Source organism: Bradyrhizobium sp. OAE829, assembly GCF_040546575.1.
GTDB lineage: Bacteria > Pseudomonadota > Alphaproteobacteria > Rhizobiales > Xanthobacteraceae > Bradyrhizobium.
Genome location: NZ_JBEPOE010000001.1, coordinates 542,057 through 554,766, shown reverse-complemented (window position 1 = coordinate 554,766; position 12,710 = coordinate 542,057). Strand labels below are relative to the sequence as shown.

The 12,710-nt window shown below is 63.9% G+C and carries 13 protein-coding genes; 11 read left to right on the top strand and 2 right to left on the bottom strand.

What is annotated here, in order from left to right; all coding sequences use genetic code 11:
• Window positions 1–5: 5 nt before the first annotated feature.
• The gene (locus ABIE49_RS02550) at window positions 6–1,190 is read right to left on the bottom strand and encodes a lipid-transfer protein (RefSeq protein ID WP_192733413.1); all 1,185 of its coding nucleotides are present in this window, start codon (window positions 1,188–1,190) and stop codon (window positions 6–8) included.
• A 98-nt stretch (window positions 1,191–1,288) separates the two neighbouring features.
• Between ABIE49_RS02550 and ABIE49_RS02545 the strand changes: the two genes are divergently transcribed.
• From ABIE49_RS02545 to ABIE49_RS02535, 3 genes are all read left to right on the top strand, one after another.
• Window positions 1,289–1,987 (top strand): TetR/AcrR family transcriptional regulator, encoded by a 699-nt coding sequence (locus ABIE49_RS02545; RefSeq protein WP_354066561.1) that lies wholly within the window; start codon window positions 1,289–1,291, stop codon window positions 1,985–1,987.
• Window positions 1,984–3,540 carry an acyl-CoA synthetase gene (locus ABIE49_RS02540; RefSeq protein ID WP_192733412.1) on the top strand — a complete coding sequence of 519 codons (1,557 nt, stop codon included), beginning with the start codon at window positions 1,984–1,986 and terminating at the stop codon, window positions 3,538–3,540. The genes ABIE49_RS02545 and ABIE49_RS02540 overlap by 4 nt, the downstream gene beginning before the upstream one ends.
• 211 nt (window positions 3,541–3,751) lie before the next feature.
• The gene (locus ABIE49_RS02535; RefSeq protein WP_192733411.1) at window positions 3,752–4,171 is read left to right on the top strand and encodes a CBS domain-containing protein; all 420 of its coding nucleotides are present in this window, start codon (window positions 3,752–3,754) and stop codon (window positions 4,169–4,171) included.
• A gap of 112 nt (window positions 4,172–4,283) precedes the next feature.
• On the opposite strand, the gene ABIE49_RS02530 is transcribed toward ABIE49_RS02535, so the two are convergent.
• On the bottom strand, window positions 4,284–4,751 hold the full coding sequence (locus ABIE49_RS02530) for an aminoacyl-tRNA deacylase (protein ID WP_192733410.1): 468 nt from the start codon (window positions 4,749–4,751) through the stop codon (window positions 4,284–4,286).
• A 394-nt stretch (window positions 4,752–5,145) separates the two neighbouring features.
• Here ABIE49_RS02530 and ABIE49_RS02525 point away from each other — a divergent pair, with 394 nt between their 5' ends.
• The 8 genes from ABIE49_RS02525 to rseP all read left to right on the top strand — a co-directional run bounded on the left by ABIE49_RS02525 (window position 5,146) and on the right by rseP (window position 12,697).
• A complete protein-coding gene (locus ABIE49_RS02525; RefSeq protein ID WP_192733409.1) occupies window positions 5,146–6,144 on the top strand; it encodes a 30S ribosomal protein S2 in 999 nt (332 codons plus the stop codon).
• 128 nt (window positions 6,145–6,272) lie between these two features.
• Window positions 6,273–7,196, top strand: coding sequence for a translation elongation factor Ts (gene tsf / locus ABIE49_RS02520; protein ID WP_192733408.1), 924 nt, complete (start codon window positions 6,273–6,275; stop codon window positions 7,194–7,196).
• 69 nt (window positions 7,197–7,265) lie between these two features.
• Window positions 7,266–7,982: a UMP kinase gene (gene pyrH, locus ABIE49_RS02515; protein ID WP_192733407.1), complete on the top strand. Its 717-nt coding sequence runs from the start codon at window positions 7,266–7,268 to the stop codon at window positions 7,980–7,982.
• A 71-nt stretch (window positions 7,983–8,053) separates the two neighbouring features.
• On the top strand, window positions 8,054–8,617 hold the full coding sequence (gene frr, locus ABIE49_RS02510) for a ribosome recycling factor (RefSeq protein WP_192733406.1): 564 nt from the start codon (window positions 8,054–8,056) through the stop codon (window positions 8,615–8,617).
• A 57-nt stretch (window positions 8,618–8,674) separates the two neighbouring features.
• Window positions 8,675–9,430, top strand: coding sequence for an isoprenyl transferase (locus ABIE49_RS02505; protein ID WP_192733405.1), 756 nt, complete (start codon window positions 8,675–8,677; stop codon window positions 9,428–9,430).
• Entirely contained in the window at window positions 9,427–10,275 is an 849-nt protein-coding gene (locus tag ABIE49_RS02500; protein ID WP_192733404.1) for a phosphatidate cytidylyltransferase, read from the top strand. The genes ABIE49_RS02505 and ABIE49_RS02500 overlap by 4 nt, the downstream gene beginning before the upstream one ends.
• A gap of 4 nt (window positions 10,276–10,279) precedes the next feature.
• The gene (gene dxr, locus ABIE49_RS02495) at window positions 10,280–11,503 is read left to right on the top strand and encodes a 1-deoxy-D-xylulose-5-phosphate reductoisomerase (RefSeq protein ID WP_192733403.1); all 1,224 of its coding nucleotides are present in this window, start codon (window positions 10,280–10,282) and stop codon (window positions 11,501–11,503) included.
• A 42-nt stretch (window positions 11,504–11,545) separates the two neighbouring features.
• A complete protein-coding gene (rseP, locus tag ABIE49_RS02490; RefSeq protein WP_192733402.1) occupies window positions 11,546–12,697 on the top strand; it encodes an RIP metalloprotease RseP in 1,152 nt (383 codons plus the stop codon).
• Window positions 12,698–12,710: the final 13 nt, after the last annotated feature.

The window sequence follows — 12,710 nt, the reverse complement described above, 5'->3', positions numbered from 1 at the left end:
GGGCCTCAGACGCGTTCGTAGAGCGTGACGACGCAGGCGCCGCCGAGGCCGAGATTGTGCTGCAGGGCGCGCCTTGCGCCGTCCACCTGTCGTGCTTCCGCCGAACCGCGCAACTGATGCGTCAGTTCATAGCATTGCGCGAGGCCGGTGGCGCCGAGCGGATGGCCTTTGGACAGCAGGCCGCCGGACGGATTGGTTACGGTCTTACCGCCATAGGTGTTGTTGCCGTCGTCGATGAAGCGCTCCGCGCCGCCGTCGGGGCACAGGCCGAGCGCCTCGTAGGTGATCAGCTCATTATGCGCGAAGCAGTCGTGCAGCTCGACGACGTCGAGATCGTCAGCGCCGATGCCGGCGGCCTCATAGACCTTGTTCGCCGCGGCGCGCGTCATGTCGAAGCCCACCACCTGCATCATGTCACCGGCCCTGAAGGTGGAGGGGGTATCGGTGGTCATCGCCTGCGCCGCGATCCGGACGTCCTTGCGCAGGCCGTGCTTGCTGGCGAATTTCTCCGAGACCAATATTGCCGCCGCACCGCCGCAGGTTGGCGGGCAGGCCATCAGCCGCGTCATCACGCCCGGCCAGATCACCTGGTCGTTCATGACGTCGTCAGCGCTGACTTCCTTGCGGAACAGCGCCAGCGGATTGTTCTTGGCATGCCGGCTCGCCTTGGCCCGCACCTTGGCGAACGAGGTCAGCGGCGTGCCGTATTTCCTCATGTGGCTGAGACCGGCGCCACCGAAATAGCGCAACGCCAGCGGCACGCCTTGCGCGTCGACCAATTTGTCGGCCGCGGCGTCGAACTCGTCGAACGCGCTTGGCCGGTCGGTGAAGACAGCTCCTAGCGCTCCGGGCTTCATCTGCTCGAATCCGAGCGCCAGCACGCAATCGAGCGCGCCTGATTCAATCGCCTGCCGCGCCATGAACAACGCGGTCGAGCCGGTCGAGCAATTGTTGTTGACGTTGATGATGGGGATGCCGGTCATCCCGACTTGGTAGAGCGCGCGCTGCCCGCAGGTTGAATCGCCGTAGACATAGCCGGCATAGGCCTGCTGGATCATCTCGTAGCCGACGCCGGCGTCAGCCAGCGCAAGCCTCGCCGCTTCCGCGCCCATCACCGGGTAGGGCGCGTTCGCGCCCGGTTTGACGAAGGGGATCATGCCGACGCCGGCAACATAGACGCTGGATGTCATTGTGCGCTCCCTTAAATTACCCGTTGGACTTTTTATTACCCGTGGGTAATATACGGACAGCTTCGCTTTCGAGTCAACCGCGCCGGGTGAATTCAAAGATGGACGGATCAGCTTCCTCCCCGAACGGTCAGTCACCCTGGATGCCGTTCGAAAGCCGTCGTCGCGCCCGCGACGAGAAACGCGAAGCCGTGCTGCGCACCGCGGTGGCGCTGTTTCTCGAGCAGGGCTATCACGGCACCACGCTCAACCACGTGGCCGAGCGGCTGAATATCACCAAGCCCGCGCTCTACAATTATTTCCGCGGCAAGGACGAAATCCTCTACGAATGCTGGGCAATCGGCGCCGAGCACGTCGACGAGCGCATCGATGACATCGCCGCCACCGGCGGCACCGGGCTGGAAAAACTGCGCAAGCTGATCGTCAGCTACGCCGAGACAATGACCACCGACTACGGCAAGAGCCTGGTGCGGTTCGACGTCCGCGACCTCACCGAGCACAACCGCAAGATCGTCGGCCTCGCCAAGAAGAAGATCGATCAGGCTTTTCGCGACTATATCGGGCAGGGGATCAAGGACGGATCGATCAGGCCTTGCGACGTGAAGCTTTCCGCATTTGCGATTGCGGGCTCGCTGAACTGGATCGGCCACTGGTACCAGCCGGGCGGTGCGCTTGAAGCGGAGGCGATAGCTAAAGAATTCGCGATCCGCCTCACTGAAGGGCTCGCGATCAAATCGACACGGAAAAAGGCGGATAAACCGCCGGTCAGGAAACGCAAGTCACGGGGAGTATCAGGATGAACATCACGCACGGCCTGCGGCGCGCGCTGCAGATCAATCCGAACGGCCTTGCCATCGTTTGTGGCGACCGCAAGAAAAGCTGGCGCGAGGTCGGCGACCGCGTGGCGCGGCTTGCCGCCGGCATCCGGGACCTCGGCGCGCAGGCCGGCGACCGTGTCGCGATCCTGTCGCTCAATTCCGACCGCTATCTCGAGCTTTATCTTGCCGCCGGCTGGTCCGGCACCGTGATCGTGCCGCTCAACATCCGCTGGAGCCCGCTGGAGAACGAAGACGCCATGCGCGACTGCCGCGCCGGCATCCTGTTCGTCGACAAGGCCTTTGCTGCGGTCGGCACGACGCTCGCCCAGGCGATCCCGGGCCTCAAGCTGATCTATGCCGATGATGGGGACGCCCCCGCCGGCATGGAGGGGTCTGAGGCGTTGATCGCGCGCAGCGCGCCGATGCAGGATGCGATGTGCAAAAGCGAGGATCTCGCCGGCATCTTCTATACCGGCGGCACCACCGGACGCTCCAAGGGCGTGATGCTCAGCCACGGCAATCTGATGGTCAATGCGCTGAACGCACTCGGCGAAGGGCTGTGGCCGAGCAGCACGGTCTATCTGCACGCCGCGCCGATGTTCCACCTTGCCAACGGGGCGGCGATGTATTCGGTGCTGCTCAGCGGCGGCTCCAACGTCATCATCCAGGGCTTTACGCCCGACGGCGTCGCCGGCGCGATGCAGCGCGATCGCGTGACCGACGTGCTGCTGGTGCCGACCATGATCCAGATGTTCGTCGATCATCCAAAACTCGGCGAGTACGACTTGTCGTCGCTGACGGGTATCGCCTATGGCGCCTCCGTCATCAGCGATGCCGTGCTCAGCCGCGCCATGAAAGCATTGCCGAACGTGCAGTTCACGCAAGCCTATGGCATGACGGAATTGTCGCCGATCGCGACGATACTGCACTGGAAGGAGCATGTCGGCGATGGCCGCGCCAAGGGGCGGCATCGCGGCGCCGGCCGTCCCACGCTGGGTTGCGAGGTCAAGATCGTCGATGCCGACGACAAGGTGGTGCCCACTGGCACAGTCGGCGAGATCGCGGTGCGCGGTGACAATGTGATGATGGGCTATTGGGAGCGGCCGGAGGAAACCGCCAAGGCGGTCATCGACGGCTGGATGCACACCGGCGACGGCGGCTACATGGATGAGGACGGCTTCGTCTACGTGGTCGACCGCGTCAAGGACATGATCATCTCCGGCGGCGAGAACGTCTACTCGGCCGAGGTCGAGAACGCGCTGGCGCAGCATCCGTCGGTGGCGCAATGCGCCGTGATCGGCATCCCGAGCGAGCGCTGGGGCGAGCAGGTTCACGCCATTGTCGTTCCCAAGCCTGGCGCGAGCGCAACCCCCGACGAGTTGATGGATTTCTGCAAGACGCTGATCGCAGGTTACAAATGCCCGCGCAGTGTCGAGGTGACGCAGACCCCGCTGCCGCTGTCCGGCGCCGGCAAGATCCTGAAGCGTGAGTTGCGCAAGCCGTACTGGGAAAACCGCCAGCGCATGGTGAGCTGAGGCCGGCGTCTGTGCGCCGGTCTGCCATTGGACGCTGGCGAGGCATGCTGGATTGATGGACGTGCTGCCGGCGAGGGCTTTCCCTGCGTTGCGGAGTTGTCATCGCATTTTTTGCGATGTCGTCCGATCCGATCCGTCGTATAGTCGAGCAAGGGGGAACTGTTCTGCATCACGGGGATACCACCTGAAATCGCAGCAACGGAGGTCCGCCATGAAAGTCAAAGACGCGATGCACAAGGGCGTCGACTGGGTCAGCCCCGACACGCCTGTCACCGAAATCGCAAAGCTGATGCGAGCGCATGATATCGGCTGCATTCCGATCGGGGAGGACGATCAGCTGATCGGAATGGTGACCGATCGCGACATCGTCTGCAAAGGGCTTGCTGGCAACGGCTTCGATGCCAGCCGGGCCAAGGCGCGCGACGTGATGACCGAAGGTATCCACTGCTGCCGGGAGGACGATGACCTCGCCAAGGCGGTGCATCACATGGAGACGCTGAAAGTCCGCAGGTTGCCGGTGATCAACAAAAGCAAGCGGATGGTCGGCATGATCAGCCTGGGTGACATCAGCCATTCAACGTCCGGCGACGTGGTGTCCGGGTACGTCAAGAGCGTTTCAGCCCACCACTGAAGCACGGCGACGGCTCGCGATCGACACGCCTTGCAGCAACCGGTCGCGGCTGTTCAACGGTGGACGTGCGCGATGGCGTTGCTTGAGGTCGCTCGACGGCGCTCGAGCGGCCTCAATCGTGCGTGGTGAAGTGGCCGTGCCAGGCCTTCGCGGTCAGTCGTGCGAACTGCTCGCGGTCCAGATGGATCAGTGTGGCGTGGTCGCCACCCTCCATGTAGATCTCGCTCTGCGCATCGATGCTGTCGTCGACGATGACATCGAGTCCGAAGCATTCGCCAACCGGCGGTACGGCCCCGCGCTCGCAGTCGCCAAACAGCTTCGCGACCTCCTCTTCGCTCGCCAGATCAACCTTGTGGCCGAGCTGCATTTTCAAGGCCGGCAAATGCAGATGGCGGGACGCCGGAAGGATCGCCATCATGTAGCCGTCCTCGCAGCGAAGGACGACGGCTTTGGCCAGAGCGTCGCCCGGCACATGGCAAGCCTCGGCCGTGCGCGTCGACGACATGGTGCGGGCATGAGGGATCAGCTCGTAGGTGACGGTCTGGTCCAGGTAGTTCTGCAGGGTCGGGGAGACGGTCATAACGGGTCCTCCATTGCAACGAGTGCAACGCGCTATCCGGGCATCGGGAGGAACTCGCGTCGTCGCCTCACGATGCGGGCGCTTGCGAATTGGGTGAAGGTTACGCCTGCCGGAAACCGGCGACAATGCGAATCGTTCCCACCGCCCCGGCCGAGATAGGGTCTCCGTAGGGGTTTTCGGCGGATTTGGGCCCCGAATGCCCGCATTTACAGCCCCGGACCCGGCCAGCAGGCGACAAAAACCGGCCGTATTTCCTTGCTTCTGGCTGGAATCCGGCTATATACCGCGCCATCTCACACGGAAGCATGGCTCTCAAAGGCCGTCCGGTGGCAGCCGGGCCATAAGGCTCGTCTGCTCACACGCTTCCGGAGGAACCAACCGGAGAAGTATTACCATGGCGCTACCCGATTTTTCTATGCGTCAGCTGCTTGAAGCTGGCGTTCACTTTGGTCACCAATCGCACCGCTGGAATCCCAAGATGGCGGATTTCATCTTCGGTGCCCGCAACAACATCCACATCATCGACCTCGCGCAGACCGTGCCGTTGCTGCACACCGCGTTGAAGGCGGTCAGCGACACCGTCGCCAAGGGCGGCCGTATCCTGTTCGTCGGCACCAAGCGACAGGCGCAGGACGGCGTTGCCGAGGCCGCCAAGCGGTCGGCGCAGTATTTCGTCAATTCGCGCTGGCTCGGCGGTACGCTGACCAACTGGAAGACCATTTCCGGTTCGATCAAGCGGCTGCGTCATCTCGATGAGGTGCTCAATTCCGGCGATGCCAACGCCTACACCAAGAAGGAGCGGCTGACGCTGCAGCGCGAGCGCGACAAGCTCGACCGTTCGCTCGGCGGCATCAAGGACATGGGCGGGCTTCCCGACATGATCTTCGTGATCGACACCAACAAGGAAGACATCGCGATCCAGGAAGCGCAGCGGCTCAACATTCCCGTCGCCGCGATCGTCGACACCAATTCCGATCCCAAGGGCATCACCTATGTGGTGCCGGGCAATGACGACGCCGGCCGCGCCATTTCGCTGTATTGCGATCTGGTGGCCCGCGCCGCCATCGACGGCATCTCGCGCGCCCAGGGCGACCACGGCATCGACATCGGCGCTTCGGCGCAGCCGGTCCGTGAGGAAATCCCGGCTGCTCCGCAGCCGGCCGGCTTCCAGGGTCTGGCGGGCCCCCGTGGCACCGCCGACAACCTCAAGAAGCTCACCGGCGTGTCCGGTGCGATCGAGAAGAAGTTCAACGATCTCGGTATCTTCCACTATTGGCAGCTGGCCGAACTGGACCACGATACCGCGCACAAGATCGGCGAAGAGGTCGGACTCCCGAGCCGCGCCGATGGCTGGGTTGCCCAGGCCAAGGCGATGACCGCGGAAGCGGAATAATTGTAACGCCGCGTGGCCGGCCTTCCGGCCACCGGTTTGATTTCCCTGTTACGGCATTCCTGTAGCTGATGCGGCACGGCGCAAGGCGCGCCGCGCTCGTGGCTAACAGGCAAGAAGGATATCCAACGATGGCAACGATCTCTGCGGCGATGGTCAAGGAACTGCGCGAGTCGACCGGCGCAGGCATGATGGACTGCAAGGCTGCGCTCACCGAAACCGCGGGCAACATGCAGGAAGCGCAGGATTGGCTGCGCAAGAAGGGCCTGTCCAAGGCCGCCAAGAAGGCCGGCCGCGTTGCCGCCGAAGGCCTGATCGGCGCGATGATTTCGGGCCCCAAGGGCGTCGTCGTCGAAGTCAATTCGGAGACCGATTTCGTCGCGCGCAACGAACAGTTCCAGGGCCTCGTCAAGATGGTCGCGCAGGTCGCGCTTCGCGTCGGCGCCGACGTCGAAACGATCAAGGCCGCGAAGATCGGCGACTTCACCGTCGAGACCGCGATTTCGGACGCGATCGCCACCATCGGCGAGAACATGTCGCTGCGCCGTGCGGCGTTGCTCGAGGTCGCCAATGGCGTGGTGGCGAGCTACATCCACGGCGCTGTCATCGACAACGCCGGCAAGATGGGCGTGCTGGTGGCGCTCGAATCGACCGGCAAGACCGATGAACTCGCGGCGCTCGGCCGCCAGCTCGCGATGCACGTCGCCGCCACCAATCCGCAGGCGCTCGATCCGTCCGGCCTCGACCCGGAAACCGTGAAGCGCGAAAAGGACGTGCTGGCCGACAAGTATCGCCAGCAGGGCAAGCCGGAGAACGTGATCGAGAAGATCGTCGAGTCCGGCCTGAAGACCTACTACAAGGAAGTCTGTCTGCTGGAGCAGGCGTTCATCCACGACACCGGCAAGTCGGTGGCGCAGGCCGTCAAGGAAGCTGAAGGCAAGGTCGGCGCGCCTGTGAAGATTACCGCGTTTGTGCGCTATGCTCTCGGCGAGGGAATCGAAAAGCAGGAATCCGACTTCGCAGCGGAAGTCGCGGCGGCCAGCGGCAAGAAGTAACCGCGGTCGACAATCTTCCGGCGCCGTTGCGCCGGAGGATGCCTGCGCGGAAGAAGGAAGCGACAAGCTATGGCAGAGCCGGTCTATCGTCGCGTCGTGATCAAGATCTCGGGCGAATATCTCGCCGGCAGCCAGTCCTTCGGCATCGACCAGCCTACCGTGGACCGTATCGCCGACGATTTGATCGCCGCGCGCCAGCTCGGGGTTGAGGTGGCGGTCGTGGTCGGCGGCGGCAACATCGTTCGCGGCGTCGAAGTATCCTCGCGTGGCGTGTCACGCCCGACCGGCGACACCATGGGCATGCTCGCCACCATGATGAACTGCCTTGCGGTCGAGGCGGCCATCGAACGCAAGGGGACGCCGGCGCGAACCCTGTCGGCGTTCGTGATGCCCGAAATTTCCGAACTGTTCACCCGCAGTGCGACGCACAAATATCTCGCCGAGGGCCGTATCGTCCTGCTCGGCGGCGGAACCGGCAATCCGTTTTTCACCACCGACACCACTGCGGTGCTGCGGGCAGCCGAGATCGGGGCGCAGGCGGTGCTGAAGGCCACCAATGTCGATGGTGTCTACAGCGCCGATCCCAAAAAAGACCCGTCGGCCAAGCGTTTCGACCGCCTGACGCATTCGCAGGCCATCGAAGGTGGCTACAAGGTGATGGACGCAACCGCATTCGCGCTTGCCCGCGAGACCGCGCTGCCTATCATCGTATTCTCGATCGCCGAGCCCGGTTCGATTGGTGCGATCCTGCGCGGTACCGGCCACGGCACGGTTGTCGCCGGCTGACCGGCCCGCGCCACGTCGAACCGCGGGCCTGATAATGCCGGCGGATGGTTTTCTGAGGAGGGGAGAGCGTAATGCCCACACCTGGTTTTGACATCAACGAATTGAAGCGCCGCATGCAGGGCGCCACCCAGTCGCTCAAGCATGAATTGGGCGGTTTGCGCACCGGTCGTGCGGCGGCGTCCATGCTCGAGCCGGTCCAGGTCGATGCCTACGGCACGCACATGCCGCTCAACCAGCTCGCAACCGTCAGCGTGCCCGAGCCGCGGCTGCTGTCCGTCCAGGTTTGGGACAAATCCATGGTCAAGGCCGTGGAGAAGGCGATCGTCGATTCCAACCTCGGCCTGAGCCCCGCGACCGAAGGGCAGGTGCTGCGCCTGCGGATTCCGGAACTCAACGAGGAACGGCGCAAGGAACTGGTCAAAGTCGCGCATAAATACGCCGAGGCGGCCAAGGTTGCGGTCCGGCACGTCCGCCGCGACGGGCTCGATACGGTCAAGAAGCTCGAGAAGAACCACGAAATCTCCGAGGACGACCAGGAGCGCCTCGCCAATGACGTGCAAAAGGCGACCGACGGGATGATTTCCGAGATCGATCAATTGCTGGCGGCGAAGGAAAAGGAAATCCTTACCGTTTAAGGCCTTAAGATCGAAACTTGAGACCGAGACTTTAGGACTGGTCCTGGAACTTTAACGATGCCGAACGCCGCCGCCCCCGCAACCGAAGGACCGGATCGAACCGGTCCCTTGCACGTGGCGATCATCATGGACGGCAACGGGCGCTGGGCGGCCGCGCGGGGATTGCCGCGCGCGGAGGGCCATCGCCGCGGCGTCGAGGCGCTGCGCCGCGTGGTTCGTGCCGCCCATGAACTCGGTGTGGTCTACCTGACGATCTTCTCGTTCAGCTCCGAGAACTGGTCGCGCCCGGCGACCGAAATCGGCGACCTGTTCGGGTTGCTGCGCCGCTTCATCCGCAACGATCTGGCGACGCTGCACCGCGACGGGGTGAGGGTGCGTGTGATCGGCGAGCGCGAGGGACTGGAGCCGGACATCTGCGCGCTCCTGAACGAGGCCGAGGAACTGACGCGGGCCAACACCAAGCTCAATCTCGTCGTCGCCTTCAATTACGGGTCGCGCCAGGAGATCGCCAACGCGGTGCAGCGGCTGGCGCGCGAAGTGGCCGAAGGCAAGCGCGATCCGGCATCGATCGACACCGACACGCTCGGCCAATATCTCGACGCGCCCGATATTCCCGATCCCGACCTGATCATCCGCACCAGCGGCGAGCAGCGGTTGTCGAACTTCCTGATGTGGCAGGCGGCCTACAGCGAACTCGTCTTCGTGCCGATCCACTGGCCGGATTTCGACAAGGCGGCACTTGAAAGCGCGATCGCAGAATATGCCAGACGGGAGCGCCGTTTCGGCGGTCTGGCCGCGAAAACCGGATCGTGACCGAGGGCAAGGCCGCGCCGGCGGCCGCTGCCGGACAGGATACGCGCAACCTCTCGACGCGCATCGTTGCAGCTGCCGTGCTGATCCCGCTCGCCGTCGCCATCGCCTATGCCGGCGGCTGGTTTTGGGCCGCGCTGGTGACGTTGGCGGCGATCGGCCTCTATGTCGAATGGCTGATGGTGGTGGGCCGCGCGGCTGACAAGCGCGTGGTCGTATCGGGCGTTGCCGCGCTCGCGCTGGCCGGGCTTTGTCTCGCCATCGGGCGGATCGATGCTGCGCTCGCGGTGCTGGCTGTCGGCCTGGTGGCGGTCGCCATGATCACGCCGGCGCAGCGAAGCTGGAGCGCTGCGGGATTTTGCTATGCGGCGGTGGCGGAGGTCGCGTCTGTCCTGCTGCGGCTCGATCCCGCAAAGGGCTTTATCGCGCTGATCTTCGTGCTGGTCATCGTGTGGGTGACCGATAGCGGCGGCTACTTCGCCGGCCGCGGCATCGGCGGCCCAAAACTCTGGCCGCGCGTCAGCCCCAAAAAAACCTGGGCCGGCGCCATTGGCGGCTTTGTCGCAAGTCTTGCCGTGGCCTGTATATTCGCGGTGCTGGACCTCGGTAAAATCGGACCGCTGTTGATGATATCAGGCGTTCTTTCGGTGGTTTCCCAACTCGGCGATCTCTTTGAATCCGCGGTCAAACGGCGCTTTGGCGTCAAGGATTCCAGCCAGATCATTCCCGGCCATGGCGGGCTGCTGGATCGCCTGGATGGATTTGTTGCAGCTGTCGCGGTGGCGGCGCTGATCGGTTTCCTCCGCGGCGGCGCCGATGGCGTCGGCCGCGGTCTTATGATTTGGTGAAAAAATGAGCGCGGTTCCATTGCGTAATAACAAGGCCGCGGCATCCGCCGCGCGCACCGTCACAGTGCTGGGCGCCACCGGTTCCATCGGCGACAGCACCATGGATTTGCTGCGCGGCGACCGCGCCCGCTACCAGGTTGAGGCGCTGACCGCCAATGGCAATGTCGAGGGGCTCGCCAAACTCGCACGCGAATTCGGCGCGCGCTTTGCGGCGGTCGCCGACCCCACCAAGCTCGGCGCATTGAAGGAAGCGCTGGCCGGCACGCGGACCGAATGCGGCGCTGGCGAAAGCGCGATCATCGAGGCCGCGGCGCGGCCGGCCGACTGGGTGATGGCCGCCGTCAGCGGCGCCGCCGGGCTGAAGCCGGCGCTCGCCGCTGTTGACCGCGGGGCGGCCGTCGCGCTCGCCAACAAGGAATGCCTGGTCTGCGCCGGCGACTTCTTCATGCAGCGCGCCGCCAAGGCAGGCGCCTGCATCCTGCCGGCGGATTCCGAGCATAACGCACTGTTTCAGGCGCTCAGTTCCGGCAACCGTGACGAGCTTGTGCGCGTGATCATCACCGCGTCAGGTGGGCCGTTCCGCACCTGGACCTCCACCGACATCGAGCAGGCGACGCTGGCGCAGGCGCTGAAGCATCCGAACTGGAGCATGGGCCAGAAGATCACCATCGATTCGGCGTCGATGATGAACAAGGGGCTCGAAGTGATCGAGGCGTCGTATTTGTTCGCGCTGACGCCCGACGAGATCGATGTCCTCGTACATCCGCAGTCGATCATCCACGGCATGGTCGAATTCTCCGACCGTTCGGTGGTTGCCCAGCTCGGCGCACCTGACATGCGCATCCCGATCGCCCATTGCCTCGGCTGGCCCGATCGAATCGTCGGTCCCTCGGCCCGGCTGGATCTCGCCAAAATCGGTCAGCTGACCTTCGAGGCACCGGATTTCGAGCGGTTTCCCGGCTTGCGGCTGGCCTACGACGCGCTGCGCGCCGGCGGCGGTCTGACCACGGTGTTCAACGCCGCCAATGAGGTGGCGGTGGCAGCCTTCATTGCCGGCAAGATCAGATTCGGCGCGATCGCACGGCTGGTCGAGGCGACCATGAACGACTGGGTCCGGTCCGGAAACCTGGCGGCTTTGAGCTCGGCGGATGATGCGATTTCCGTTGACCATAACGCGCGAAATAAAGCTGCCTCCCTATTGCCTCAAATTGCCTTAAAGGCATCCTAGAGGGTTGGGGGCGCAGCCTAGGCTCGCGTCGAGGGGAATCGAATGACTGAGTTTTTTCTACATAGTTTCAATACGTTGAGCAGTGGGCTCATCGGCTACATCATTCCCTTCCTGTTCGTCCTGACCATCGTTGTTTTCTTCCACGAGCTCGGCCACTTCCTGGTCGCCCGCTGGTGCGGCGTGAAGGTGCTGACGTTCTCGCTCGGTTTCGGGCCGGAGCTCGCAGGGTTCAACGACCGCCACGGCACCCGCTGGAAGATCTCGGCGATCCCGCTCGGCGGCTATGTGAAGTTCTTCGGTGACGACAGCGAAGCGTCCACGCCCTCGACCGAGGCGCTCGCCGGCATGAGCGCGGAAGAGCAGGCGGGCAGCTTCCACCACAAGAAAGTCGGCCCGCGCGCGGCCATCGTTGCCGCCGGACCGATCGCGAATTTCATCCTGGCGATCGTGATCTTCACCTGCCTGTTCACCTTCTTCGGCAAGCCGAGCACGACCGCGCGCGTCGACAAGATCGAAGCCAACAGCGCCGCTGCGAAAGCCGGTTTTCAGGTCGGCGACATCGTCACCGCGATCGACGGCAAGACCATCGGCAGCTTCTCCGACATGCAGCGCGTCGTTGGCATCAATGCCGGCGTTCAGCTGAACTTCACCCTCAAGCGCGGCGATTCCACCCTGCAAGTGAAGGGCACGCCGGAGCAGCGCGAAGTGAAGGATCCGTTCGGCAACGTCCACCGGCTGGGCGTTTTGGGTATCACCCGCGCGACTGCGCCGGGCGATGTCGTGACCGAACGCGTCGATCCGGCAACCGCGATGTGGCTCGGCGTCAAGGAAACCTGGTTCGTGATCGACCGCACGCTGGCCTATATCGGCGGCGTCTTCACCGGCCGGGAAGCCGCAGACCAGGTCGGTGGCCCGATTCGGATTGCCCAGATTTCGGGGCAGGTGGCCACCATCGGCCTGAGCGCGCTGGTGCACCTGGCCGCCGTGCTGTCGATCTCGATCGGCCTGTTGAACCTGTTCCCGGTTCCGCTGCTCGATGGCGGTCACCTTTTGTTCTACGCCGTGGAGGCGGTCCGCGGACGCCCGCTGTCGAACCGGGCTCAGGAGATGGGGTTCCGAATCGGACTGGGTTTAGTGCTGATGTTGATGGTGTTTGCGACCTATAACGACATCCTGCATCTGGCGGCATCGTGACGCGGCTTTTTTG